Annotated in this window: 22 protein-coding genes; 4 read left to right on the top strand and 18 right to left on the bottom strand. The window is 63.3% G+C overall.

From position 1 onward, the window contains the following. Nucleotides 1-6 precede the first annotated feature (6 nt). From greB to EGJ27_RS18490, 5 genes are all read right to left on the bottom strand, one after another. The gene (greB, locus tag EGJ27_RS18510) at nt 7-483 is read right to left on the bottom strand and encodes a transcription elongation factor GreB (RefSeq protein WP_125832192.1); all 477 of its coding nucleotides are present in this window, start codon (nt 481-483) and stop codon (nt 7-9) included. A 38-nt stretch (nt 484-521) separates the two neighbouring features. Beyond that, complete coding sequence (locus EGJ27_RS18505; protein WP_125832191.1) at nt 522-851, bottom strand: hypothetical protein; 330 nt, start codon at nt 849-851, stop codon at nt 522-524. An 83-nt stretch (nt 852-934) separates the two neighbouring features. Continuing rightward, a complete protein-coding gene (locus EGJ27_RS18500) occupies nt 935-1243 on the bottom strand; it encodes a class I SAM-dependent methyltransferase (protein WP_125832190.1) in 309 nt (102 codons plus the stop codon). Nucleotides 1244-1480: 237 nt separating this feature from the next. Then, nucleotides 1481-1915 carry a DoxX family protein gene (locus EGJ27_RS18495; RefSeq protein WP_125832189.1) on the bottom strand — a complete coding sequence of 145 codons (435 nt, stop codon included), beginning with the start codon at nt 1913-1915 and terminating at the stop codon, nt 1481-1483. A gap of 103 nt (nt 1916-2018) precedes the next feature. Beyond that, nucleotides 2019-3443 (bottom strand): transglycosylase SLT domain-containing protein, encoded by a 1425-nt coding sequence (locus tag EGJ27_RS18490; protein WP_125832188.1) that lies wholly within the window; start codon nt 3441-3443, stop codon nt 2019-2021. 188 nt (nt 3444-3631) lie between these two features. Here EGJ27_RS18490 and EGJ27_RS18485 point away from each other — a divergent pair, with 188 nt between their 5' ends. The 3 genes from EGJ27_RS18485 to EGJ27_RS18475 all read left to right on the top strand — a co-directional run bounded on the left by EGJ27_RS18485 (nt 3632) and on the right by EGJ27_RS18475 (nt 6485). Further along, the gene (locus tag EGJ27_RS18485) at nt 3632-4456 is read left to right on the top strand and encodes a TatD family hydrolase (RefSeq protein WP_125832187.1); all 825 of its coding nucleotides are present in this window, start codon (nt 3632-3634) and stop codon (nt 4454-4456) included. A gap of 96 nt (nt 4457-4552) precedes the next feature. Beyond that, the gene (locus EGJ27_RS18480) at nt 4553-6028 is read left to right on the top strand and encodes a methyl-accepting chemotaxis protein (protein ID WP_125832186.1); all 1476 of its coding nucleotides are present in this window, start codon (nt 4553-4555) and stop codon (nt 6026-6028) included. A 94-nt stretch (nt 6029-6122) separates the two neighbouring features. Further along, entirely contained in the window at nt 6123-6485 is a 363-nt protein-coding gene (locus EGJ27_RS18475; protein WP_125832185.1) for an Mpo1-like protein, read from the top strand. Between the two features lie 3 nt (nt 6486-6488). On the opposite strand, the gene EGJ27_RS18470 is transcribed toward EGJ27_RS18475, so the two are convergent. The 12 genes from EGJ27_RS18470 to kdpF form a co-directional block, all read right to left on the bottom strand. Then, nucleotides 6489-7286 carry an acyl-CoA thioesterase II gene (locus EGJ27_RS18470; protein ID WP_125832184.1) on the bottom strand — a complete coding sequence of 266 codons (798 nt, stop codon included), beginning with the start codon at nt 7284-7286 and terminating at the stop codon, nt 6489-6491. Between the two features lie 92 nt (nt 7287-7378). Next, on the bottom strand, nt 7379-8134 hold the full coding sequence (locus EGJ27_RS18465; protein WP_177523061.1) for a CHAD domain-containing protein: 756 nt from the start codon (nt 8132-8134) through the stop codon (nt 7379-7381). A gap of 32 nt (nt 8135-8166) precedes the next feature. Next, a complete protein-coding gene (locus EGJ27_RS18460; protein ID WP_125832182.1) occupies nt 8167-10170 on the bottom strand; it encodes a DUF3488 and transglutaminase-like domain-containing protein in 2004 nt (667 codons plus the stop codon). Then, nucleotides 10167-11138 carry a DUF58 domain-containing protein gene (locus EGJ27_RS18455; protein WP_306085283.1) on the bottom strand — a complete coding sequence of 324 codons (972 nt, stop codon included), beginning with the start codon at nt 11136-11138 and terminating at the stop codon, nt 10167-10169. Before EGJ27_RS18455 ends, EGJ27_RS18460 begins: the two co-directional genes overlap by 4 nt. Then, a complete protein-coding gene (locus tag EGJ27_RS18450) occupies nt 11135-12052 on the bottom strand; it encodes a MoxR family ATPase (RefSeq protein ID WP_125832181.1) in 918 nt (305 codons plus the stop codon). Before EGJ27_RS18450 ends, EGJ27_RS18455 begins: the two co-directional genes overlap by 4 nt. 315 nt (nt 12053-12367) lie before the next feature. Continuing rightward, the gene (locus EGJ27_RS18445) at nt 12368-12646 is read right to left on the bottom strand and encodes a hypothetical protein (RefSeq protein WP_125832180.1); all 279 of its coding nucleotides are present in this window, start codon (nt 12644-12646) and stop codon (nt 12368-12370) included. Between the two features lie 222 nt (nt 12647-12868). After that, complete coding sequence (locus EGJ27_RS18440) at nt 12869-13561, bottom strand: response regulator (RefSeq protein WP_125832179.1); 693 nt, start codon at nt 13559-13561, stop codon at nt 12869-12871. A 55-nt stretch (nt 13562-13616) separates the two neighbouring features. Further along, nucleotides 13617-16277 carry a sensor histidine kinase KdpD gene (locus EGJ27_RS18435; protein ID WP_125832178.1) on the bottom strand — a complete coding sequence of 887 codons (2661 nt, stop codon included), beginning with the start codon at nt 16275-16277 and terminating at the stop codon, nt 13617-13619. A 76-nt stretch (nt 16278-16353) separates the two neighbouring features. Further along, the gene (gene kdpC / locus EGJ27_RS18430) at nt 16354-16917 is read right to left on the bottom strand and encodes a potassium-transporting ATPase subunit KdpC (protein WP_125832177.1); all 564 of its coding nucleotides are present in this window, start codon (nt 16915-16917) and stop codon (nt 16354-16356) included. Nucleotides 16918-16975: 58 nt separating this feature from the next. Next, entirely contained in the window at nt 16976-19054 is a 2079-nt protein-coding gene (gene kdpB, locus EGJ27_RS18425) for a potassium-transporting ATPase subunit KdpB (RefSeq protein WP_125832176.1), read from the bottom strand. Between the two features lie 25 nt (nt 19055-19079). Then, the gene (gene kdpA, locus EGJ27_RS18420) at nt 19080-20786 is read right to left on the bottom strand and encodes a potassium-transporting ATPase subunit KdpA (protein WP_125832175.1); all 1707 of its coding nucleotides are present in this window, start codon (nt 20784-20786) and stop codon (nt 19080-19082) included. Nucleotides 20787-20794: 8 nt separating this feature from the next. Further along, a complete protein-coding gene (gene kdpF / locus EGJ27_RS18415) occupies nt 20795-20884 on the bottom strand; it encodes a K(+)-transporting ATPase subunit F (RefSeq protein ID WP_125832174.1) in 90 nt (29 codons plus the stop codon). A gap of 230 nt (nt 20885-21114) precedes the next feature. Here kdpF and EGJ27_RS18410 point away from each other — a divergent pair, with 230 nt between their 5' ends. Further along, nucleotides 21115-21381, top strand: a complete 267-nt coding sequence (locus EGJ27_RS18410) for a helix-turn-helix domain-containing protein (protein ID WP_125832173.1) — start codon at nt 21115-21117, stop codon at nt 21379-21381. A gap of 6 nt (nt 21382-21387) precedes the next feature. Here EGJ27_RS18410 and EGJ27_RS18405 read toward each other — a convergent pair. Next, the coding region (locus tag EGJ27_RS18405; protein ID WP_125832172.1) for an RHS repeat domain-containing protein at nt 21388-25383 on the bottom strand (3996 nt) is incomplete at its 5' end.

The following is a 25383-nucleotide window of genomic DNA, read 5'->3' as shown; positions in this document are numbered from 1 at the left end:
TCAGGGTTATTTTTCGTAAACGATGCTATTCACAAACCACAACACCTCGCCGGTCGGGGTGTTGACGACCACTTCGTCGCCCACTTCCTTCTTCAGCAACGCCCTGGCCATGGGTGAGTCGATGGAGATGTAGTCGTTGCGACCGTAGATCTCGTCATAGCCGACCACCCGAAACCGCTTGGTCTCGCCCTCTTCGTTTTCGATTTCGACCCAGGCGCCGAAGAACACCCGGCCTTCCTGCTCCGGGGAATACGCCACCACGCGCATGTCTTCCAGACGTTTGCGCAGGTAACGCACCCGGCGGTCAATCTCGCGCAGCAGCTTCTTGTTGTACTGGTAATCGGCGTTCTCGCTGCGGTCACCCAGCGAGGCCGCCCAGGCGACTTTCTGCGTGGTGTCGGGGCGTTTCTCGCGCCACAGGTAGTCGAGCTCCTTTCTCAGCGCGTCATGGCCTTGCTGGGTGATGATCTTGGTGCTCGACATATATTCAGTGGACCTGGCAAACGAATCGGCAAACCGGGCTAGCGTCGCGCTACCTCATGTTTGATGCAACCGTCATGGTAAATCTTCTTGATGCTCTCGGGCTTGAGCCGCGACGGGCTATCGTAGGTCTGCTCGGTAATACCCAGCGCCATGGGGCGCATCCAGCTCTTGGGGAATTTGCGCGCCTGCAAACGCTGGCGTGCACCATACCGAGTGACACCGGCCAGCTTGGAGGCTTGCGCGTTTTTGGCGATGTCCGCGCCCCAGGTGCAGACATAACGCTGCTGCTCGGTAGCGCTGCGGGCCTGGGCCGCATACGAAATACTGACCAGCGCGACGCAGGCCACGGCATTGAACAGGATACGCATCCGTTGAATCACCTAATCCTTTGATAAGGCAAGGATTGTGGCAAGACGTTACGGACAGGTGGGCCAGCAAAATGCCTTCTCTGTCAGCCCAGCGCGATCAGCCCCTGACGGGCGATGCGGGTCAGGTGATGAATCACTTGCTCCACCTGTTCCGGCGCCGGTGACTGAACCACGGCCAGATCGAATTCATCATCGCGATACTGGCTCAGCGATTCGCGGCTGTCGACGAACTTGATCAGGAAGGCGTGCGGCCCGCTGCGGCGACGCGGCCAGCCATCGAGGTAGCGCAGCAGGGTCGGCTGATGGGTACCACCGAGAAGAATCTTCGGGTTCTTGCGGGACAGGACGGTGCTGATCGGGGACAGACGCAGAAGGGGGCGCAGGTTGTTCATGATGCGAGTCTCAGCCTCTATTGCTCCGCTGGGCAGCGGTGAGAGGCAACACCGAACCAACGTTTTAGCGGTATTTGGACAAGGCTGGCCTTGCCCGGCGCCCCGCAAGTAGTTGTTAAATCGGCGCTCGAACACGCATCCTAGAGAAGCCGCCGACCTGTTGTCAAATGCCGGGGACACAAATTGCGTACGCAAAAAAAGGCCCGCCTGCGGCGGGCCTTGATCGACAGCGTCAGGTCATTTGGTGATAGCGCCGTCCACCGAGAGCTTGCCGGCGCCTTCGATCAACACCGCGATAGCGCCGCCGAGCAGCGCCAGGGCGAATTCGTAGCCGTTGTTGGCCATGAACAGGCCGTTGCCGATGTGCACCGAGAGGATCGCGACCACCAACAGGCCGATCAACACCACGGCGGCAGGCCGCGCCAGCAGACCGATCAGCATGGCCACACCGCCGAAGAATTCCGCACTGCCGGACAACAGCGCCATCAGGTAGCCGGGCGTCAGGCCGATGCTTTCCATGTACTGACCGGTGCCTTCCAGGCCGTAACCTCCGAACGCGCCGAACAGCTTCTGGCTGCCGTGGGCGATGAAGATAATGCCGACGATGATGCGTACGACAGTCAGGCCGTACCCGGCGCGGGTGGTGAGCAGAGCGTTGATCGATGTGTTCATGGTGAAGCGTTCCGTCAGTGATTAAGTGGGAGTGGCGCCATCATAATCAAATCATCCAATATGAAAACGGCAAAAAACGCGGCATAACCATCGATTTATTCGATTACTTCCTGATGACGTATTCGCTGGCAGGGTTGTTCTCCAGCGTGTCGCGCTGGCGGTCAAACGCCAGGTAGTACTTGTTGACGCTGTTGACGAAGGTCACAACGTTGGCGCCGCCCTGCTCCATCGCGATGCGTTCGGTCTGGAAGAACCACTGATTGGGGTTGAGGCCGCGCTTTGCGGCTTCCTTGCGCATCCGCTGGACCCGCTCCGGCCCAAGGTTATAGGCGGCCAGCACGAATGCCATGCGCTCACGCTCGTTGACGCGGGAACTGTTGAAGAATTTACGCTGGATCAGCGCCATGTAGCGCGCCGCCGCCTGCACGTTGCTGTCGGTGGTCTGGATATTGGCAACCCCGACTCGCCGCGCGGCCGACGGCGTGATCTGCAGCAACCCGGTCGCCCCGCCGGAACCCTTCGCAGCAGGATCGAGTTTCGACTCCTTGAACGCCAGCGCCGCGAGGTCCAGCCAGTCGATGCCTTGGGCGTCGGCGTGACGCTGCAGGACCGGGCGCAAGTGTTCGAGCTTGCGCAGGGTGCCGTGGGCCAACGGGTCATGGACCCGGTACATGTGTTTGTAGGCTTTTTCGAAGGCCAGGTCCTGGCCGGCATCCTGCTCGTAACTGCCGAGGAAGTCGTCGACAGTGGCCCGCAGCTCGCCGGCGTCCTGGCGCACGAACCAACTGATATCGCCCTGGGTCTTGACGATCAGGCTGCGATCCAGGCGCAACCTGGGCATGACCCGCGCCCAGCGCTCGGCGATGGGCTGCTCGACCAGAGTCAGGGGATAGATGCCGGCCTGGATCATTTCCAGCACGTCCTCGACCGCCAGGCTGGGGTCCACCCACTCGATCTTTGCCGGCGGCAACTTGCGCAGTTCCAGACGCCGGTTGAGCTGATGCAGGGCTTCATCGGCGGCGCTGCCGCTCGGCAGACTCAAGGTACGACCGGATAACTGCTCCAGATGCCGCAGGCTGCGTTGCCCGCGCATGCCCACCAGCACCAACGGCACATGTTGAACAATCGGCGCGCTGGCCTGAACGCCCTTGCTGCCGGCCATGTCCAGAAGCTCGCCGGGCGCTACCAGATCACCGTCGCCGCGCTGCAGAGCACCGAGCAACTGGTTCTTGGCCTTGGGGATAATCTTGAGCGTGATCTTCTGCCCGTTCGGGGCATGCTTGTTGAGGTAGTGCTCGAAGGCTTGCAGCCGGTGGTACTCGACACCGATCTCCTGGCCCTTCACGCCGCCGGAGCTGTTGCGGCTCTGGTTGACCAGCACCCGCAACACGTTCTTGTCGCGGATGGCAGGCAGGTCACGGGCCTGGCTTTCGTGCTGTACCGCCTCCGGTCCGGCCGTCACCGCTGCGGCAGCCAGGGGCGAGGTTGCCAGCAGACAGACAAGACACACCAGAGCGGTTCGGGACATTCGCGCCTCCAGGGCAACACCGGAAAGGACAGCCATACGCGTGGCGCACGGATGGATCGAAGAGTCGGACCGCCTCGAAAGCTGCCGGTTTCGGCAATAACCGGCCATTGCGCTTACTGAACCATCGGATTTTCTTGTTCAGGCCGAAGCTCTGATATCCTCGGCCGCCTTCAGCGGGAGGTAGCACCATGCAACTCATCGACATCGGCGTCAACCTGACCAACTCAAGCTTCGACGCCCAGCGACAGGCGGTGCTCGACCGCGCCCATGCGGCAGGGGTCGCGCAACTGGTGGTCACCGGCACCAGTGTCGAGGGCAGCGAACAGGCCCTGCAGCTGTGCCATGAACTGGACGACAGCGCGCTGCGCCTGTTCAGTACCGCAGGTATTCATCCGCATTCGGCCAGCGACTGGAACGCAGACACCGAGCGCCAGTTGCGTGCCCTGCTCAACGAAAACCGGGTTCGCGCCGTGGGCGAGTGCGGCCTGGACTTCAACCGCGACTTCTCCCCTCGCCCACAACAGGAGAAGGTACTGGAGGCGCATCTGGCCCTGGCGGTCGAGCTGCAACTGCCGGTCTTTCTCCATGAGCGCGACGCCAGCCAGCGGCTGCTGGAGATTCTGCGCGACTACCGCGACCGCTTGCCCGCCGCCGTGGTGCATTGCTTCACCGGCGAGCAGCGTGCGTTGTTCAGCTACCTCGATCTGGATCTGCACATCGGCATCACTGGCTGGATCTGCGACGAGCGTCGCGGCACCCATTTGCATCCGCTGGTGCGCGATATTCCCCGTGGCCGGTTGATGCTGGAAAGCGATGCGCCGTATCTGCTGCCGCGCAGCCTGCGGCCCAAACCCAAGAACGGTCGCAACGAACCGGCGTATCTTCCCGAAGTGCTGCGGGAAGTGGCGCTGCATCGGGGCGAAAGCCAGCAAGACCTGGCCGCCCATACCACGGCCTGCGCACGCGCTTTCTTCAATCTGCCGGAAGTGGACGAAGCAACGGCATCAATCTGAGCTTACATTGACCGGCATCAATCCATTCTTGAATGATTCAGGCATCGTAGTGGCACCTTGCCGCACGCCTCCCGCGATCATTAAAGAAGACCACTCATGGGCTCATGGATTAGCAACCTGTCACTGAAATACAAATTCTGGGCCGTCAACGCGGTCGCCTTCATTACCACGCTGCTGCTGGTGCTGTACGCCCTCGGGCTGGAGCAACAAGGCAGACAGGAAACCGCCCGCGACGCGACGCGAGCCCAGGCGCGAATGCTCAGCGCCTGGCCCGCCGCTCAGGCATTGCCCGCCGATGAACAACTACTGATCTACAAGGCCGGCGCCACGCCCAGCCTCGGCAATCAACCGTTGCCGGAGCTGGCCAACGGGCAGGACTGGGTGGAACTAGACCAAGTGCTGGGCGAGCGCGTGTTGAGCGGCGCTCAAGTGGTCAGTCGCAGCGACGGACAGCGTGTCGCGATACTCGCCTTCGTACCGACCCTGCCCCGCTTGTTTGCCGAGCGATTCACGCAGTACGCCGTGGCCGTTCTGGTGCTGATGATCGCGATGCTCTGCGCGTCGCAATGGCTGATCCGTTTCCTGCTCAGCCAGCTCAACACGCTCAAGGACGTGATGATAAGCGTCGAGCGCAGCGGCGACCTGTCTGCCCGGGCGCCCAACGGCAGCGATGATGAAGTCGGGCAGATGGCCAAGGCATTCAATGCCATGCAGGCCGGCTACCAGCGGGTCGTGGGCACCGTGTCGCACACCGCGACGCGCCTGGATCAGGGCGCTGCACATCTGGCCGAAGGCATGAGCGGCGTGCGCCAGGGCATGCTCGGTCAACAGAGCAAGACCGATCAGGTCGCCACGGCCATCAATGAAATGACCACCACCGTGCACCATATCGCCCAGCATGCGGCCGCGACCCGTGATCAGTCGCAGGCCGCCGATGCCCTGGCCGGCAGCGGCAAGGCCGTGGTGGACCGGGTGCAGTTGTCCATCGCCGGTTTGTCCAGCGGCGTGCAGCAGACCGCCGACATGATCCAGCGCATGGCCCAGGACAGCCAGAAAATCAACGGCGTGGTCAGCGTGATTCACAGCATCGCCGAGCAGACCAACCTGCTGGCGCTGAACGCCGCCATCGAGGCCGCCCGCGCCGGGGAAATGGGTCGTGGGTTTGCGGTCGTGGCCGATGAGGTGCGCAACCTCGCCAAACGCGTGCAAGTCTCCACCGATGAGATCACCACCATGGTCTGCGCGCTGCAATCTGGAACCCGGGATGCGGTGGACTTCATGCAGGACAGCTCCCACAAGGCCGACCAGTGTGTGCAGCAGGCCCGGGAAGCGGGCCAGGCACTGGCGGCTATTGCCGATGCGGTGGGCCGGATGCGCGAAAGCAACACGCAGATCGCCGTGGCCGCGCAACAGCAGAGTCAGGTCGCCGAGGAGATGAACCGGGCAGTGGTGAGCATCCGTGACGTAACCGAAAGCACCGTCACCCAGACCGTCGAATCGGCCAATACCAGCGGCGAGCTCGCCGCCCTGGCGACGGAATTGAGCAAGGCCGTCGGCCAGCTCAAGCTTTAACTGGCTATGACACCAATAGTCATCCTTGACTCGCGGATGAGTCACGGCGGGCCTATTCTTCAGGCATTGATATGCGCATGAAGAGGAACGCAGTATGGGTAAGCGACATCCCAATCTCCACACATGGCAGTGGCGACATTACGCCGACGATCATCGGCACCCGGCCAATCTGGTACTGCACCTGATCGCCGTCCCGATGTTCATCCTGGCCGTGTTACTGATCCTCGACGGCCTGTTTTCCCTCAGCTTTACATCGATTGCCATCGGTGTGATCGGCCTGATCGCGGCGCTGGGTTTCCAGCGCCAGGGTCATCGCCTGGAAAAGCAGTCCGCCGAACCGTCCAGTGACCGCGGCGATGCCATCAAACGCCTGCTGGTCGAACAGTTCGTGACCTTCCCGCGCTTCGTATTGAGCGGAGCCTGGTGGCGGGCGTGGAAGCAACGCCACAAACGCTAGCCCTCAGCCGAACACCGTTACCGTTTGCCGACTGATTGCTACCAGCTCGCCGCCCGGCGTCCAGAGCGTTGCGGCCGTGTGGCCGTAGCCGTCGCGGGCATGTTCGATCACTGCGTGGTAAGTGCACCAGTCCTGGGTAGTCAGTGCCGGCTGGGGCTGCACGAACTCGATGGTCCAGGTCAACGAACTGGCGGGTGTCGGCTTGCTCAGGTAAGGCAACAGCGCCGGTGGCCAAGTGTCGACCAGCGCCAGGATATGCGCTTCATTCATCGGCTCGGCAAGCTGCTGATCGCGCAAGCGCGCGTAGCCGCCAATGGCAGGCGATGGCGTATGGCTGAACGGCAGACCGCCCAAGGCCCAGCGCATTTCCATGAACCTCAGGTACGCGGGCATGACGCCGCTGATGAAGGGCAGCTCCTGACAGTCTTCCACGGGCCTGAGCTGCGGGGCCGCCCCGGCCGCCACTGTCACCACTGACTCACGGGCCGCACCGAAGCTGCCTTGCATGAGCATCATCACTTGACCCTTTTGCATGGCCCGGCCGAGGACCTGGCTGACCGCCTTGCCTTCGCGCAACACATCGACTTCGAACGAAATAGGCACGTCCAGCTCGGCAGGCCCGACGAAGGTGATTGCCAGCGAGCGCACCGGTCGGTCTGCCGGCACCCGCTGGCGCATGGCTTCGAATTGCAACGCGGCCATCAGCCCGCCGAAGCTGGCCCGCCCCTGGGACCAACCGGGCGGAATGACGACACTGTGGGGATTGTCACGTACGGCATTGATCAGTTCTGAGAAGGTCATGGTCATGCTCCGGCGGTTAGCTGTGCTTGATCTTATCGACCTGCGCTGATTTTTATATGTGATATACCGGCCATACTTGCGGCGGAAATGACCTATGAAAAACACACCTTGCCCAGCTGCGTGAGCGCCTTTTCGGACTTGCTCTCGGCGCGCAGGATGCCGATCTGCCAGCCGGCGATGCACGGTGCCAGATCGGACTGCTGCCCGGCCTGGGCCAGCCACTGCAGATGATCGTGCCAGTTGCCCAGCTCGCCTTGGGCGTTCTTGAGACTGCGCTGCATGTTCGCAGGCTGGTGGCTGAGTTCGGGATAGGCTTCGGCGGCGTACCGGACGCGCTTGATCAACAGGCGCAGCTCATGGCGATCATGCCCCGGCTCGCTCATTGCCTTGCGCAGTTTTCGCCACTGTTTGTCCATGCGTTTTCCGATGGTCTTGCGCAGGCCGCGCAGCATGCCCTGGCGCTGCTGCATGCGCAGCATGGCCGGGAACTGATCCAGCGCAGTCAACAGGCGAGCCAGCTCGGTGCTGGTCGCGATCTTCGGGCATGCCTGGGCCAGGTGCTCGTTTCGCCGGCTTGCCGCCTCGTGCAGCCCTTGCTTGTCGAGAAACGCTGCCAGCACCTGCATATCGCGCAGTGGCGTGGTCAGTTGGCCGACCGCCTTGGCGGCCTGTTCCAAAGGTTCGGCTCCCGGCAATTCGCGCAGTGGTCTCAGTACGCTGCGCAGCCGGCGCACGGTAGTGCGCAGATCGTGCAGCGCTTCACTGTCGGTCGATACCGCCAGACGCGCCTGACAACCCAACAATTTGATATCCAGCGCCAACAGCTCGGCGATCAGGTGATTCACCATCGAAGACATTTTCCGCTCCCGCCATGCATGCGTTATGAATGACTGTCCTTCACCGCCGACAGCCGCCACGGCAAGCGGCGACGCAACGCCTTGAGGCGGCTTCGCAAATGGCTGACCGAAGCGGCACGGCCGGCATACCGCTGGGCCTCGAATTCACCCACGAAGGCCTCGATGGCATCGGCATGCTGCGGGAAGAACAACACCGCCCGACGGCAGAACGCTTGTGCGCCTTCGCCGGGCATACGACGCAGACCGTGGCGCGCCAGCAATCGTTCAAAGCCAATGAATACACGAAGTTGCGAATCGCTCTCGCGCTGCCAGGGCTTGAAGATCCACAACGCCAGCAAGCCGATCAGCGCAGCGGCGGCGCCAATGAACACGGGCACCTGGAATCCGGAAAACCAGCGGCCCAGGACCTGCAATTGCTGCTGCCCCTGATAACCCAGCACCCAGCGCTGCCAGCCGTAATTGAGGTTATCCCAGCTCAGGCGCAGGGAATTGAGCCATTCCACATTGCGGTAACGCAGGGCCGACAAGGGCGAATCCTGCAGAAAAGCTTCATCGGCGGCCAGCGCCTGCTCCAGTCCTTGCTCAATGCGTTGCGGCGCCACCGCCGCCGTCGGGTCCACGCTGCGCCAGCCGACACCGGCTTGCCAGTATTCGACCCAGGCGTGGGCATCGAACTGTCGCACGGTCAGGTACTGGCCCTGGGGGTTCAGCTCACCGCCTTGATACCCCGCCACCACTCGCGCCGGAATGCCGGCGGCGCGCAGCACGAAGGTCATGGCCCCGGCGTAGTGCGCGCAGAACCCCTGGCGGCTGGCGAACAGGAAATCGTCGATGGAATCAGCGCCCAGCGTCGGCGGCTTGAGGGTGTAGCGGTAAGGCTCGTCACTGAAGTAGTCGAGCATCGCGCCCACCAGCGCATCCGGTTGCCCATGGCGCCTGCGCAGCTCGGCGGCCCATTGACGGGCCTGGGGATTGCCCTTGGCCGGCAACTGCAGGTCCTGGCGCTGGATCTGCTCGCTCAGTTCCCCGTCACGCACCGCCTCGGGCCAGGAGTTCACTGCATACAGCAACGGTTGATCCACCGGACGGCGGCGCTGCAGGCGGAAATCGCTCATCTGCCGCACCTCGTCCAGCGTTGTTTCGCCGACGTCCAGGCTCGGCAACCAGGGTCGGCCGCTGGGCTCCATCACCACGCTGTAGGCCACCGGATCGCCGCGCTTCTGCCATTGCGGGATTTGCACCGATTGCGCGCGCGCCGATTGCGACCAGCGACGCCCGTCGAACTGTTCAAGTGTCAGCCCCCGCCAGTACAACTGTGGGCGAGCCGGGATCGGACCCTGAAAACTGGCGCGAAACACCAGAGCGGGGGACTTGCTCAGCTCGGCGATATCCCCCGGTGCCATGTTGTCCGACAGCCCCGTCAGGCCCTTGTTGCTCGGCTGCGGCAATGACCAGAGCGGATCGAGCCGCGGAAAGAACAGAAACAGCAGCAGCATCAACGGCAAAGCCTGCAGCATGAGTTTGAAGGCCAGCCTCAAGGTGCCGGACGCCCTGCGGGTGAGGTCCGACTGCTGCAGGCCGATCAATGCGGCCAGCAGTGCGCCGATGGGCAGCAGGCTGAACAGCGCCCATAGCAGGGTGTCCTCGAACAAGTACCCGACCACGACGCAGAAGAAGCCGAGGAAAATCAGCACCAGCGCGTCGCGGCGGTTATTCATTTCCAGCATTTTGAGTACGAATGCGGCAATCAGCAGCGCCGCGCCTGCGTCCAGCCCCACCAGACTGCCGCGAGCCAGATACACCCCGCCGGCGGTGCCGACCAGCAACCCGGACTTGACCCAGGTGCCCGGCATCCGCACGCGCATGCGAAACACTTGCACGCGCCAGACCGTGCAGCCCAGCCAGAGCAAGATGATGGAGACCGGCAAGTGGCTGAGAAACGGCACGATGACCAGCGCCTGGGCCAGCAACAGCCAGGTCAGGCTGTCACGGGGAATCGGCTGCGGCGTCGCCCCGGTAGTTTTCATGTCCGCAACCCGTACAGCGCCAGCGCTCGCAGGCAGGCTTCACGGTGCGCGTCGCCGGTGTCGACCGCCGACAACGAGCCGGGCAAGCGCAGGGCAAACGGCTGCTGGCGCTGGGACAGTTCCAGCACCCAATAGCACAGCCGCGACAGGCGTTCCTCGATGTCGCCGGCCAGTGCCATGAAATCCAGACACAGGTCCTGCCCGCTGAGGTCAGTAAAATCCTTGACCCACAAGCCCTGCCCGCGCGAATACGCCCGCCAGTCCATGCGCTGACGACTGTCGCCGGGTTGATAGGCACGCAGCCCCTGATAATCGTCGACCCCGGCCCCCTGAGTCGCCGCTCCCGAGTCTTCAGCGTGCGGTTGCACCCCCTTGAGCAACGGCATCGCACCGGCCAGCGGGCGCGGATAGATCAGCGCGCTCTGTTGCAAGTCCAGCCAGCTCCAGGCGCGCAGGATGCCTAACGGAAACACGCTTTCGACCCGCAATCGCGGCGCTTGCAGCCAGCCACGGGCCTGGGCGGGCAGGGTCAGTTCGACATCCGTCAGGCCGTTGGCGCTCACGTCGTACATCAGCAGGTGGCTCGCATCCCAGCCCAGCCCCAGTGCCTGATGGGCCTGCCCTTCGCTTTCAAGGCGCAAGCGCAATTGCACCGGTTCACCGACAAACACCGACCGCGCCACACCGGCGCTCAGAATCAGGCCACTGACATTGCGATAGGTATGCAGGATCGCCAGCAAGCCAACCGACAACAGCAGAAATGTCAGGCCGTAGGCCAGGCTGTTCTGATAGTTGATCGCCGCCAGCAGCATCAGCACCAGCATCAGCGCGTACCACAGGCCCGTGCGCGTGGGCATGATGAAAATGCGCCGGTGATCGAGCTGGATGCGCGACGCCGGCGGAATCCGTTTCACCAGCCAGCGCTGCCAGACTGGCCGGATCTGTCGAAGGAAAGCCTTTTGGATCAAAGCACGGGTACCTCACGCAGCAACCATTGCACCAGTGCCCCACCGCCATGGCCGGTGGGGTCGGTGCGTTCGCGCAAACGGTGACCGACCACGGACGGCAGCACCGCCTGGACGTCTTCGGGGATCGCGTAATCGCGGCCCAGCAGCATGGCCCAGGCACGCGCTGCCGCGAGAATGGCAAGGCTGGCCCGTGGCGACAGGCCATAAGCGAAATTGGGTTGGCTGCGGGTAGCGTCCACCAGGCGCAACACGTAGTCCACCAATGCATCGCTGACCCTGATCTGCCGCGCCTGGGCTTGCAGCGTCTGCAGCTCGGCATGGTCGATCACCGCGTGCAGGCGCGGCAGCAGTTCGCGTCGCGATTCGCCCAGCAGCAGCGCTTTCTCTGCGACCCGCGCCGGGTAACCCATGGAGATGCGCATCAGAAAGCGGTCCAGCTGCGATTCGGGCAGGGCAAAGGTACCGCCGGAGCTGAACGGGTTCTGCGTGGCAATGACGAAGAACGGGTCAGGCAGCAAGCGCGTCGCGCCTTCGATGGTCACCTGCCCTTCCTCCATGGCTTCGAGCAATGCGCTCTGGCTCTTGGGCGTGGCTCGGTTGATCTCGTCGGCAAGCACCAGTTCGGCGAAGATCGGCCCTGGATGAAAGGTGAATTGCCCGGTATCGCGGTCGAACACTGAGGTGCCGAGAATGTCACCCGGCAGCAGGTCCGACGTGAACTGGATGCGCTGGTAACTCAGGCCCAGGATTTTCGCCAAGGCATGGCTCAACGTGGTCTTGCCCATCCCCGGCAGATCCTCGATCAGCAAATGACCGCCACCGATCAGGCACGTCATGGCCAGACGCACCTGCACTTCCTTGCCCAGCACCACTTCGTTGATGGCGCTCAAGCATGCATCGAGTTTCCTGCCCATCGGAAAGCCCCTCCGGCAACTGCTACATGTCTATTGGGACTGCAAACGATGTCACGCGTGCGAACACTCTACGATTAGCGTAGGCGTTTTCGCTAGTTTGGGGAGGAATTGGTTGGAGGGTGAGAGCGGCGTATTCACTACCGAGGTGTCTGGTCGTTGAATACCGAGTCCGCCCGCTGGCTCGCGTGGCGTTCGCTCTGCTGAAGAGCCAGAGCGAACAGCAAACCAGAGGGCAGGTTATGGCTGGATCACAACCATAGGAACTCCGACAGCCCTACCCGAGAAACACGGGTGAGGCCGGAGCTGTAATCAGATTCAACGCCCGGCGCGGGATTCACGAATGTAGAAACGTGCTTTCTCAGCTTTCTGGGTACAACCTTCAAAAGCCTCGAACTGTTGCTGAGTCTTGGCGCCGGTCAGCAGCGACAGCGCTTTGGAATAACTCACGGTACCGGCAAATCCTTCCGCCTTGGCCAGGTCGAGTTCCTGCCAGGCGCTGTCAAGGTTGGAAGCACAGCTGTCGCGATACCCGGTTTTACCGGCACAGCCTGCAAGAACCAGGGCGAACAAGGGCAGACAGATCCAGGCTTTCATGGGGTATTACCTCAGGGGGAAGAAAGAAGATGCGGGTTTGACGGTATCTTGCAGCAAAAGTGCCGTGTCGGGTGAAGGAGTCACTGCCTGGATACACGACTGTGCAAGCCGCTTGCTAACCAACGCATTCGCAGCTTTCGCAGTGAGTCGGCGTGAATGTCAACGGCCCTGTCACGAGCAAGCTCGCTTCCATATGAGCCCTCACCGCCCGTGCACGCGACTTCAATACTGATCCAACAACCGATACCCCACTCCCGACTCTGTCACGATAAAGCGTGGTGCGGTCGGGTCGTCGGCCAGCTTCTGGCGCAGGTGGCCGACCACGATACGCAAATAGTGGGTGTCGTCTGTGTGGGTCGGGCCCCAGATGTCCTTGAGCAACTGCTGCTGGGTGATGACCCGCCCCGGATGGCGTGCCAGTTGCGCCAGCACCGCGTATTCCTTACGGGTCAGCGCAACTTCCACATCGTCCAGCAGTACCCGGCGGTAGGCCAGGTCCACGGTCAACGGGCCGCGCCTGAACACCGCTTCGGGCTTTTCGCCTCCCGGCACCTGGCGCAACAGGGCGCGGACGCGAGCGAGAAATTCCTGAATCCCGAACGGCTTGGTCACGTAGTCATTGGCACCGGCATCCAGGGCCATGACTTTCTGCGATTCGCTGGCCCGCACCGAAAGCACCAGCACCGGCACCGTCGACCATTCGCGAAACTCGTTGAGCACCTGCTGGCCGTCCATGTCCGGCAGGCCGAGGTCGAGTACCAGCAGATCCGGTCTGTTCAACGCCGCCTGGGCCAGGCCGTCGGCGCCGGTGCCGGCTTCCAGCACCTTGTAACCCTGGGACGCCAGGCTGATGCGCAGGAACTTGCGGATCTGCGGTTCATCGTCGATGACCAGGAGGGTGAACGTCTGACTCATCTGCGCCGCGCCATTTGAGTGTCGGGTAAGCGTGCAAGAGTAACCCGGAACCGCTTCAAGGTTGCTCCTGCGCTTCGCCGTCGGGTTGATCCTGCCGGGGCAGGTGCAGGGTGATGCGCGTGCCGCGGCCGGCGATACCTTCGCCAACGCTGATCCGCCCGCCGTGGGCGCCGATCATGCCCTGACAGATCGCCAGTCCCAGGCCGGTGCCCTGCCCGCCCCGGTCGCCGCGTGCGGCGGTGTAGAACATATCGAAAATGCTGGCCCGCTCTGCTTCGGGAATCCCTGGCCCTTCGTCACTGACCGCGAAGAACAGCTCGCCGCCCTCTTCACCGGCCTCGACCTGCAAGCGCCCACCCACCGGCGAAAATCGCGCGGCGTTTTCCAGCACGTTGACCAGCGCCTGTTCGATCAGCGCCGCATGCACATAGAGCAACGGCAGCTCGCCGGATACTTGAGTCGAGACCTGCAACGGCGCAGTCACGGCCCGCAAACGGTTCAGTGCACTGCCCACGATATCGGCCGGCGACACCCAGTCGCGGGCCAGCTTCAACGCACCATGGCCCAGGCGCGTCATGTCCAGCAGGTTCTGGATGTAGCGATCCAGGCGTTCGGCTTCGTCGCGGGTGCCTTCAAGCAGTTCACGGCGGTCGGCGGCCGGTATCGCCTCGCCCAGCGCCAGCAGGCTGTCGATGCTGCCGCGCATGGACGTCAGCGGCGTGCGCAGGTCGTGGGACACCGACGCCAGCAAGGCGCTGCGCAATTGCTCGGTCTCGCCGTGCAGCCGCGCGGCTTCCAGTTGTTCGGCCAGTTGCGCCCGCGCCAGCGCCTGGGCGAGCGGTTGCGCCAAGGCAGCCAGCAAGCGGCGGTGCTGCGCGGTAAAGGCGTGACCTTCCTTCGGACAGACGCCGAGCAGCGCCAGCGGGCCTTCCTCGGCGCAAATCGGCCACCACCACCAGCGCCCGGACGGCAAGGTGCCGGTGCCGCTGCCCGCCGCCTGATCATGCTGCCAGGCCCAGTCGGCGGCAGCGCGTTCGGCTTCGGTAAACTGCACCGGCGTGCCGCTTTCCACGGTCCAGCCGCCCTGCGCATCGCGACCGATCAGGCACAGCTGCAACGTCCGCCAACCGCTGAAATGTTGCTCGGCGGCATTGAGCACCGCCTGGCGATCGGTCGCGGCGGTCATCTTGCGCGACAGGTCGAGCAGTTCGCTGGTCTGCTCCTGAGTCTCGCGCAAAGCCCGTAATTGTTGCCGTTGCCGGGCCGCCAGCTTGCCGGTGAGCGCCGACATCAGCAGGAAGAACAGCAATGTCAGCACGTCCTCTTCGCGCTGGATGCTCAGGGAAAAACTTGGCGGAATGAACAGAAAGTCGTAGGCCAGGAACGACAGCGCCGCGCACACCAGTGCCGGGCCGATGCTGCTGCGCACTGCCACCAGCAGCACCGCCGCCAGAAAGATCAAGGAAATGTTGGGCAGCGCCAGCATGCCGGAGACGCCCCAGGCCAGGGCGCTGGCCAGCAGCGTCGCCACGAACGCCAGCCCATAGTCGAACCACACCAGCTCACGAATCGGCCGGTAGCGCGTCACTTCAGGGGTCGGCTGATGGTGATCGAGCACGCTGATTTCCAGGCCATGACCTTCGCGCAGCAGCCGTGCTCCGACGCCGCCGCCAAAGACGCGCCGTCGCCAGCGTCTGCGAGACTGGCCGACCATCACCACACTGGCCCGGCGCTCGGCGGCATGCTGCAACAGGGTCTTGGCGACCTCACCGGCGCGCAGGGACACCACTTCGCCGCCCAGCCGCTCGGCCAGCTGTTGGGCGCTCTGCAAGCGGGCGCGGGCCTGCTCGTCGAGGGTCTGGCCGTCATCGACATGCACCGCGCTCCACGGCAGATGCCGGCGTTGGGCGACGCGGCTGGCATGGCGCACCAGATGATCGGCACTGGCGTCGCCGTCGATACCCACCAGCAAGCGACCGCGCACCGCCGGTGCAGCCTGGCCCAGTTGCCGATAGCCCTGGGCCAGATCGTTGTCGACCTGGGCGGCGGCGGTCTGCATCGCCAGTTCGCGCAGGGCGGTGAGGTTGGTCTGGGTGAAGAACGCATCGATGGCGGCGCGAGCCTGTTCGGGCACGTAGACCTTGCCGTCGCGCAGCCGCTCCAGCAGCTCCCGGGGCGGCAGGTCGATCAGTACCAGGTCGAAGGCTTCCTGAAGGACCCAGTCCGGCAGGGTTTCGCGCACCACCACGCCGGTGATGCCGCGCACCTGATCGTTGAGGCTTTCCAGGTGCTGGACGTTGACCGTGGTGTAGACGTCGATGCCCGCCGCCAGCAGTTCCTGGATATCCTGCCAGCGCTTGGCATGGCGGCTGCCGGGGACATTGCTGTGGGCCATTTCGTCGACCAGCGCCAGCGCCGGGTCAAGGGCGAGCAGCCCGTCCAGGTCCATTTCTTCCAGGGTCATGCCGCGGTATTGCAGGCGCAACAGCGGTTGCTGCGGCAGACCGTTGAGCAGCACTTCGGTTTCCGCACGGCCATGGGTTTCCACGACGCCGGCCACCACCTTTACGCCCTGGCGCAGTTGGGCATGGGCCGCCTGGAGCATGGCGTAGGTCTTGCCCACGCCCGGTGCCGCCCCGAGAAATACCTTCAGCCGCCCCCGTCCCTCACGGGGCAGTTGTGCCAGCAATGCGTCAGCTCGACCGGAATCGCTCAAATTGTTTACTACCTCGGTTGTTATGGTCAGCAAGAAATCTGCGGGAGCGGACCGGGCGCCTCCCACAAACCCGCTCTTACAGATTTTGCGCAGACGGTACCTGATTCAGGCTCATATTCAAGGTCATGACGTTGACTACCGGCGGGCCGATCAGCGGGCGCTGGGTGTTGGCCTCGACCAGTGCCCGCACTTGATCCGCAGGCATCTGCCGGGCCGCCGCGACGCGGGCGACCTGCCAGTCGGCCGCAGCCGGCGACAGATGTGGGTCGAGGCCGCTGCCGGAGGTGGTCAGCAACGCCAGCGGCACCGCGCCCCGGCCGGGTACCGCCAGCTGCGCGGCCTGCTCGGTGACTCGGCTCGCCAGCGCGGGATTGCTGGGTGCCAGGTTACTCGCGCCGCTGGCCACGGTCGCATAGGCACCTGCCGAGGGCCGCGGCTGGAACCACTCTTCGCCGGTGAACGGCTGGGCAATCAGTGTCGAGCCGCGCACCTTGCCGTCGGCGTCGCGCATCAGGCTGCCGTCGGCCTGCTTCGCAAACGCCAGTTGCGCCACACCGGTCACCGCCAGTGGATACGCCACGCCGGTGATCAAACTCATCAACAGAATCAGGCTCAGGGCCGGACGCAATACATTCGACATCTGCACATCCTCGATCAGGTAACGCTGCACGCCGCCCGGCATGCAGCGGGTCAGCGGCTCAAGCCAGGTTCAATGCCACCAGCAACAGGTCGATCAGTTTGATCCCCAGGAACGGCACGACAATCCCGCCCAGGCCGTAAATCAGCAGGTTGCGCCGCAGCAGGTGCGCCGCGCTGGCGGCCTTGACCCGGACGCCGCGCAGGGCCAGCGGGATCAACACGACGATGATCAGCGCATTGAAGATAATCGCCGAGAGGATCGCGCTTTGCGGGCTGGCCAACTGCATGATGTTGAGCATGCCCAGTTGCGGGTAGATCGCCGCAAACAGCGCCGGCAGTACCGCGAAGTATTTGGCGACATCGTTGGCGATGGAAAAGGTGGTCAGCGCGCCACGGGTCACCAGCAATTCCTTGCCGACCTGCACCACGTCCAGCAGCTTGGTGGGGTCGCTGTCCAGATCGACCATATTGGCCGCTTCCCGCGCGGCCTGGGTGCCGTCGTTCATCGCCACGCCTACATCGGCCTGGGCCAGTGCCGGTGCATCGTTGGCACCGTCGCCGCACATGGCGACCAGCCGCCCCTGATTCTGTTCGTGGCGGATGCGTTCGAGCTTCTTCTCCGGCGTGGCTTCGGCCAGTACGTCATCCACGCCCGCCTCGGCAGCAATGGCCGCGGCGGTCAGCGGGTTGTCGCCGGTCACCATCACGGTGCGAATGCCCAGTTTGCGCAGTTCCTCGAAGCGCTCGCGGATGCCAGGCTTGACCACGTCTTTGAGGTGGATCGCCCCCAGCAGCCTGCCTTCGGCGCAGACCAGCAACGGCGTGCCGCCGGTCTTGGCGATGTTCTCCACTTCCCGGGCCAGCGCCGCCGGCAGATCGCTGCGTTGCATACCGATGAACGCCAGCAGCGAATCCACCGCGCCCTTGCGGTACACGCGGCCCTGGTAATCGACCCCGGACAGCCGTGTGTCGGCACTGAACGGCACGCCGGTGACCGCGCTCAGCGGCGGCTCGCTGAGCGGATGCAGGTTGCGCAGAAACTCGACGATGGATTTACCCTCGGCGGTGTCATCCGCCAACGACGCCAGCAGCGCGCCTTCGCCCAGCTCTTTGGGCGTCACGCCCGGCGCGGCATACACGGCCGTGCAGCGACGATTGCCGAAGGTGATGGTGCCGGTCTTGTCCAGCAGCAGGACGTGCACATCCCCCGCCGCTTCCACCGCACGGCCGGACTTGGCGATGACGTTCAGGCGCACCAGTCGGTCCATCCCCGCAATACCGATGGCCGACAGCAGGCCGCCGATGGTGGTGGGAATCAGGGTCACCAGCAGCGCCACCAGAAACACCAGCGGCAGGCTGCCGCCGGCGAACCGGGCGAACGGCTGCAAGGTGATGACCACCAGCAGGAAGACCAAGGTCAGGCCGATCAGCAGGATATCCAGCGCCACTTCGTTGGGCGTCTTCTGGCGCTTGGCGCCCTCGACCAGCGCGATCATGCGGTCCAGGGTCGACTCGCCGGGATTGCTGCTGATGCGCACGAGCAACCAGTCGGACACCAGCCGAGTGTTGCCGGTGACCGCCGAACGGTCGCCGCCCGACTCGCGGATCACCGGCGCGGACTCCCCGGTGATTGCCGCTTCGTTGACCGCCGCAATGCCTTCGATCACTTCGCCGTCGCCGGGAATCATTTCTCCGGCTTCGACCCGCACTACGTCGCCCTTGCGCAGCTCACCGGCGTTGATCACCCGAAAGCTGCCGTCCTCGGCGCGACGCCGGGCCTTGAGCCCTTCGCTGCCGGCCTTGAGGCTGTCGGCACGCGCCTTGCCCCGGCCTTCGGCCAGCGCCTCGGCAAAGTTGGCGAACAACACGGTGAACCACAACCACAGCGCGATCTGCGCCGCAACGTAGGTCGGCACTTGCGGATCGGGAATCACGCACAGCACGGTGGTCAGGATCGCGGTCAGCTCGACCACCAGCATCACCGGCGAACGCTTGAGCTGACGCGGGTCGAGCTTGACGAAGGCCTGCACCAGCGCCGGGCGCCACAGGGCGCCGAAGCCGGTCCTGGCAGGTGGTTGTGCGGTGTGAGCGCCGGTTTGAGCGCCGGCCGTTTTTTCAGCATCAACAGGCATGTTCATGATCGTTTCTCGTGGTGAACAGGGCTCACAAGCCCAGGCTCAGATGTTCGGCAATCGGCCCCAGTGCCAGGGTCGGCAGGAAAGTCAGGCCACCCACCAGCAGGATGGTGACGGTCAGCAAGGTCACGAACAGCGGGCCGTGGGTCGGGAAACTGTCCTGGCCCTGAGCCGCTCCCTGAGGCGCAGCCTTCTTCATCGCCAGGCTGCCCGCCAACGCCAGCACCGGCAGGATGTAACCGAAGCGACCGATGAAAATCGCCAGGCTCAGCATCAGGTTGTGGAAGGTGGTGTTGGCGCCGAAGCCACCGAACGCCGAGCCGTTGTTGGCCGTGGCCGAGGTGTAGGCGTAGAGCAACTGGCTGAAGCCATGGGGTCCGGGATTGCTCACCACGCTCGCCGGGCCTGGCAGGCTGGCGGCGATGGCGCCCAGCACCAGCACGCCCACCGGCATCACCAGCAAAGTGGCGACCAGCAGCTGGACTTCCCGTGCCTGAAGTTTCTTGCCCAGGTATTCCGGGGTGCGGCCGATCATCAACCCGGCCAGGAACACCGCGATCAACACGTTCAGCAGCAAGCCGTTGAGGCCCACGCCGACGCCGCCGAACACCACCTCGCCGAGCATCATGTTGACCAGCGCGACCATGCCGGTCAGCGGGTTGAGGCTGTCGTGCATGGCGTTGACCGAACCGTTGGACGCCGCCGTCGTCGCCACCGACCAGAGCACGCTGCCGGTAGTGCCAAAGCGGGTTTCCTTGCCTTCCAGCGGCGCGGTCTGCTCGACACCCGTCAGGTTCAGGGTCGGGTTGGGCTGGTACTCGGCCCACAACGAGACTGCGCCGCCGATCAACAACAAAGTCAGCATGCAGGCCAGGATCGCCCGGCTCTGGCGCATGTCCTTGACGTAGTGGCCGAAGGTAAACACCAGTGCCGCCGGGATCAGCAGGATCGACACCAGCTCGATGAGGTTGCTCCAGGCGGTAGGGTTTTCGAACGGGTGCGCCGAGTTGACGCCGAAGAAACCGCCGCCGTTGGTGCCCAGTTGCTTGATGGCGATCTGGCTGGCCGCCGGCCCCATCGGCAGGCTTTGATCAGCGCCTTGCAGGGTCAGTGCGTCCACATAATGCGCAAAGTTCTGCGGCACGCCCTGCCAGACCAGCAGCAGCGCCACCAGCAGGCTGATCGGCAGCAGGCCGTACAGCGTACCGCGGGTCAGGTCCGCCCAGAAGTTGCCCAGGGTTTGTGAAGAACGGCGGCTGATGCCGCGACACAGCGCGACCAGCACGGCCAGGCCAGTGGCGGCACTGACGAAGTTCTGCACGGTCAGACCGACCATCTGGCTCAGGTAGCTCAATGACGCTTCGCCACTGTAAGCCTGCCAGTTGGTGTTGCCGACAAAACTCATGGTGGTGTTGAACGCCAGCGACCATTCCATGCCCGGCAGTTGTTGCGGATTGAGCGGCAACGCGCCCTGCAGCACAAGGATCGCGAACAACAGGACAAAGCCCGCCAGGTTGAACGCCAGCAAGGCGACGGCGTACTGCTTCCAGGATTGCTCGATCTGCGGGTCCACCCCGGAAATCCGGTAGCAGATCCGCTCGACCGGCCCCAGCACAGGGCTGAGCCAGGTGCGCTCGCCTTCCATGACGCGATAATAGAAACGCCCAAGCCAGGGTGCCGGCAACAGCAGCAGCACCAGAAAGGCCAGGATCAACAGGTAGTCATAACTGTGCATGGCCGCTCCTAAGTCCGGTCGGCGCGCAGCAGCGCCACCAACAGATACACGAACAACCCGGCGCCCATCAGCAGCGAGATAGCATCCATAACGCTCATCCAGAATTCCCCTTGTACGGCAAAGGCCGCGTGGCAGGCATTGTCGGAAAACCGGGCGTAAAGGAACGAGAGCAAGGAGCAGCAAGGGGCGTAAAGACGGCGTAAAAAACGCATAGGGCAGGCGTTCAAACGGCCGGAAATCCCGGGCGCCGCTGATAGTTCTGACAGGTTTCGGCCACGGCGAACCGCGTTAAGGTGACGCGGTACTCGTTCAGAAAAAGGACTTCAGAATGAAACACGCAAACCCGCGCACCGGTGATGCATCATTACCCCTGTACTGCGCACCCGATCCATCCAGGGTCAGGCTCACCGCCAAGGAACACGAAGTTCTGGAGTGGGCCGCCAAAGGCAAGTCTGCCTGGGAGATCGCCCGCATCCTGGGCCGCAGCGAAGCGGCGATCAATTTCCACATGTGCAATATCCGGCGCAAATTTGGCGTGAGCTCGCTGCGGGCGGCGTTGGTGATGGCGATTGTGCAGGGAATCATCCTGTTGTGATGCTCGCTAGGGACCCTGTCGTATCAGGGCCATCACTGCATCGTAGCTGGGAGGCAGATCGTAGCGGGGAAGCAGATCGTAGCTGGGAGGCGGATCGTATGCGAGTGGGGGGAGCGAAGACCCAAAACGCGACCGGACCACCCGTAGCAGTTCTTGGTGATGTGTTTCAGGCGATGTCCCTGGAACGACCGGGGCGCCTCTAGGAAAAGGCCGATAGAGCGGCTGTCTAGCTAGCAGGGTTGCCGGTCCGGGCCCAGGCGGATGATAGATAGCCCCCCTCCTCGCAGGATTGAATCCTGGTGGCAAAACTGTGTCGAGAGCAATTTCACTCGGGACAGCTACATCGCCCCCCACGCTACCCATGGCAGCCGGGGCGATATCCAGGTCAGGAATAGAACCGCTCTGCCAGCCAGTGGTCGCGAAGTCCTTGCTCGCTCCGCCGGACTGGGAAGCCGTCCATGACGGGGTCTTCTCACTGGCGGATGCCTGGCTTACAACGTTGCCAACGTTGGAAGAAGCCGTCTCCGACGTGCTTGAGGCGACGGAACCGCTTCGGGAAGAACGACCTGCGTTGACTAAATCATCGGCTGTCTGATTCAGACCAAAGGACTGTGCTCGCGCCCTGCCGATCCGGCTAATCGCCCTGCTCAGCATCCTGCCCATCGCGGACCAGAAGCTGTGCCCGGTCGGATCGACGTAGTTGACCGGATCCCCTTTGCAATACGCATAGGCGTTCAAGCCACCCTCCCCGAATGGACTCCGGCTGTCCGGACTGTGAAAACGCGCCAGTACCGGGTTGTAAGCCCGATAACCCTTACCCAGCAATTGCCAGCCGGTACCAGGCTCGGTCAGCTCGCCGTTGAAACCCAGCGGGCTCAACGGCGCAGCGGCGCCGCTGGAATGGCCGAAGGCGGTGTACGCCCTGGCGTGGGTCGCGGCTGTCTCGATTTCACTCAAGACGGTGTTGCTGTCGTTGACCGCCAGCAGCAGGGTTTGAGGATCGGGTGCCATCTGATATTGCACCAGCAGCACGTCACCGCCCCTCAGGAACGTTTTTTTTTTGGTGTCCTCCCATTGACTGGCCAACTCGCCGTCCCGGTAAAAGCGCTGTTCGTTGACATTGCCGCCGGCATCGGCGTGGCTCGACAGGCTGTCCAGCGCGTCGTACCGATAGCGGCCGCCACCGTCGCCACTGACTTCGATCAACCGTCCCAAAGCATCGTACTTGAGTACCCGGCCCTGTTCGTCTCGGGTCAGGTTGCCGTCGTCGTCATAGGTCAGCTGGATCGCCGCGGGATAGTCGGCGTGGCTATTGCTCACCCGGCTCAGCTGAACAGGATCGACTCCATCGTAGTGGTACAGCGCACGATTGACGCCGCCATTGAACTGGGTCAGGACCGCCGTGAGATTGTCCACCGCGCTATGGGTGAATATCTGGCTATCGATGACCTTGCCGTAGGGGTCGACCGGACACTGGGTGCCAGTGCATGCGTAGTTGCTCAAACGTCCGCGCACGTCATATTCGAAGGTTTCCTCGCGCAGCACGCTGGTCCCTTGCCGGAGGCTGCGGCTATGCAATTTGTCGACGTCGTCGTAGGTCTGCACCAGTTGCTGCTCGGTACCCTCGAGATCGAAAGTTCGCAGGATCTCGCGCCCGAAATCGTCGTACTCCAGGGTGACCTTCAGGTGCTGCACGGTGGCGCTGTCCCTGGTTTCAATGGTTTCGACTCGGCCCAGCGCGTCATAGGTGAAGTCGCTGGCGATGGTCCCAAGCCCGGTATGTTCCAGACGGCCTGCGGCATCGTAGCGGCAGGTCTGCTCCTGGCCGAAGACATCGGTGTATCCCAGCATCAGGCCGAGTCGGCTGTAGCGATAGAGCATGGAAAAATTGCCTTCCGGGGTTTGCCTCTGCTCGCTTTTCAACTCGCCGGTACTGAAGTATTCGCGGGTCAGCGCTTCACCCTGCTCCCGGCAAGTGAGCAGCCGGGCATTTTCAGCGTCGTACTCATAATCGGCGGTGATGCTGTCTGGCAGGTAGCGATGCAGCGGGTCGTCGCCCAGTTGCGGGCGGTAGTCGTAACCGATGGTCTGGCCGCCGGGCGTGGTGACCTGGTACGGACGCATCTGGCCCGGCAGGTACTCGAAGCGCTTTTCACGGCCGCCGGTCACCGACCGGATCATCCGGTCCAGGCCGTCGAATTCCTGCTCGCCAAGCGTCACGGTTCTGGTGCCGTGCTCGACGCTGACAGATACCGGCAGATCCTCGCTGCTGTGCGCTGCATAGCTGCGATGCACCACGGCGGTATCCGGCAGAGTGGTCTTGGTCAGCCGGTCGAACGGGTCGTATTCATAGCCGGTCACCCGCAACAGCTGGCCAACGCCTACGGTCTGTTCGACGCTGCGACCCAGGCCGTCATACAGCGTCCTGGTCAGACTGACCTGCTTCTGGCCAGCATCCAGACGCTCCACCCGGGTGGGTTTTTCGAACAGATTGAGCCAGGTGACGGTGACCCCGGTGGCGATAGCCGGGGAGCCGTGCTCGCTCCAGGCCCTGCGGATCGGGCCCGCTGACTCGGCACTGCCGATGGGGTCGGTTTCCTCGATGGTCCGCACGCCGTCCGGGCCGGTGACACAGCGCTGCTCGCCCCAATCGTCGTACTCATAACGGCTGGTCAGGGGCAATGCCGCAGTTTCCAGCCAGTCGATCCGGGTTTCTTCCACCAGGCGGTCCCAAGGGTCGTACAGGGCCGAGTAGGTCTGCCGAAGCACAGGGCACTCGGTCGGGCAGTCCGCGTCATCGCGTTCTTCATGAATGGCGCGGTTGAGCCCATCAAAGCGGGTCACCGTTTTCACCTGTTTGACGTCGAACAGGGTTTGCTCGGCCTGATCACCGGAACTGGCGCACAGGAGGTACTCATAGCGCCGGCTGGCCTCGTACTCGGTGCCCGGCGCTACGGTCTCCTTCACGACACGTCGAAGATTGTCGTAGACGTAGCGTATCTCGACATCGTTGTCGTCGCGACTGAGCAACGGTTCTCCATTGAACAATGAGTTCTGCAAGGTGACGGTTTTACTGGTGCCGTCGAACCCGCTCAGGATCTGCACCACTTCTTCCACGCTTTCCTGAAGTTCTTCGCTGTCCTGCTTGCTGTAGGCAAACGCCGTTGTCGTGGCCTTGCCATTCAGAGTCACGATGCGTCGTGCAATGCGTCCGTGGAGAAAAGCGTCGCTGACGTCCTCGTGATATTCGGTCTCTTCGCGCTGGAGTTCCAGTTCGGGCGATCCTTGCTGCAGCAGGGTTTCACGCTCTGTGGCCAGCCAGTCCGGAAAGCCGCTGTCAGCCAGCGCGTTCAATGCCCGGTAGCGAAACCGGGTAACCAGAGTCGATGCCTGACCTTGCGCCCCGGCAGCCGGGATTACGGTTTTTTCTTTGAGATTGCGCACGAAACCTTCCGGGTCCGGCGGGCAGCCGTCTTCACCGGCGGCGGCATACCACTTGCTCTCTTCGACGATGCCGTTGGCCTGGGTCTGCTCGATCAGATTGCCGTGGGTGTCGTACAGGCTGGTCACCGATTCGCTGCGCAAGCGGGTCGGATCATCAAGCTCGGACCAGCTGGTCGTAACGTCTTTGGGCAGCTGGCAATCGTTGGGCTGCTGGTCGTAGGGCTGGCCGACCAGGTAGTTGTACGTGTGGTCGACCTGCTTGCGGCTGTTGTTCTGGATGGTGACTTCCCTGCTCAGCAAGTGAAACCGGTTGAAGGATCGCTCGATGCTGCGCACGGCTTTTTCATCGACCCACCAGGTTTCGTCGCAGTGATATTCGTACTCCCCAAGATACTTGAACAGGTTGTCGTAGCCGTCCTCAGCCCAGGACAGCGTGAGTCCGAAGCCCAGAAAATTGTGGTTCTGCGGGTAGGTGTAGCGTACGTCGACCTGCGGCTGGCCGAAGCCGGGAGCGATCAGATGGCGGGTCACGCGTGGCAAGGGGGTACGCCCGCTGCT

Source organism: Pseudomonas sp. v388 (genome assembly GCF_003935425.1).
In the GTDB taxonomy this organism is placed as follows: domain Bacteria; phylum Pseudomonadota; class Gammaproteobacteria; order Pseudomonadales; family Pseudomonadaceae; genus Aquipseudomonas.
This window is presented reverse-complemented; position numbering and strand designations above follow the sequence as displayed.